Source organism: Streptomyces sp. SID5785, from assembly GCF_009870065.1.
Classification (GTDB): Bacteria; Actinomycetota; Actinomycetes; order Streptomycetales; family Streptomycetaceae; genus Streptomyces.
This window is the reverse complement of record NZ_WWIA01000361.1, coordinates 1-880: the sequence shown is the minus strand read 5'-3', so window position 1 is coordinate 880 and position 880 is coordinate 1. Positions and strand designations below refer to the sequence as shown.

The following is an 880-nucleotide window of genomic DNA, read 5'->3' as shown; positions in this document are numbered from 1 at the left end:
CGCGAAGCCGCGCAGCTTGTCGAGGTGCTCGTCGTCGTCCAGGGCGTTGACCGCGAGGTCGAGCAGCCAGGAGCGGATGACGGTGCCCTCCTGCCAGGAGCGGAAGACCTCGCGCACGTCGGTCACCGAGTCGGCGGCCTCGAGCAGCTCCCAGCCCTCGGCGTAGGCCTGCATCATGGCGTACTCGATGCCGTTGTGGACCATCTTGGAGAAGTGGCCCGCGCCGACCTTGCCCGCGTGCACGTAGCCGAAGTCGCCTTCGGGCTTGAGGGCGTCGAAGACCGGCTTGACCTTGGCGATGTCCGCGTCGGAGCCGCCGACCATGAGGGCGTAGCCGTTCTCCAGGCCCCACACGCCGCCGGAGACGCCGGCGTCGACGAAGCCGATGCCGCGCTCGGCGAGCTCCGCGGCGTGCTTCTCGTCGTCGGTCCAGCGGGAGTTGCCGCCGTCGACGACGAGGTCGCCCTCGGAGAGGAGTTCCTTCAGCTCGTCGACGGTGGACTGGGTCGCGGCGCCGGCCGGGACCATCACCCACACGACGCGGGGGCCTTCGAGCTTCTCGACGAGTTCGGCGAGGGACGCGACGTCGGAGACCTCGGGGTTGCGGTCGTAGCCGATGACGGTGTGGCCTGCGCGGCGGATGCGCTCGCGCATGTTGCCGCCCATCTTGCCGAGACCGACGAGGCCCAACTGCATCGATGCCATATCAGATTCACTTACCTTCAGAACGGCCGCGCAGGGCGCGGTAGGTGTCGACGAGGGACTGGGTGGAGGCGTCCAGGCCGGGGACCGGGGCGCCTTCGGTGAGGGCGGGCTCGACGCGCCTGGCGAGGACCTTGCCGAGCTCGACGCCCCACTGGTCGAAGGAGTCGATGTTCCA

The 880-nt window shown here is 69.5% G+C and carries 2 protein-coding genes; both read right to left on the bottom strand.

Going from position 1 to position 880, the window contains the following annotated elements:
• A partial coding sequence (locus tag GTW43_RS11695; protein WP_161301587.1) for an NADP-dependent phosphogluconate dehydrogenase occupies nucleotides 1–705 on the bottom strand: 705 nt, incomplete at its 3' end.
• 7 nt (nucleotides 706–712) lie between these two features.
• Nucleotides 713–880, bottom strand: a 168-nt coding sequence (locus GTW43_RS11690; protein WP_161301586.1) for a hypothetical protein, incomplete at its 5' end; no start/stop codon positions are given.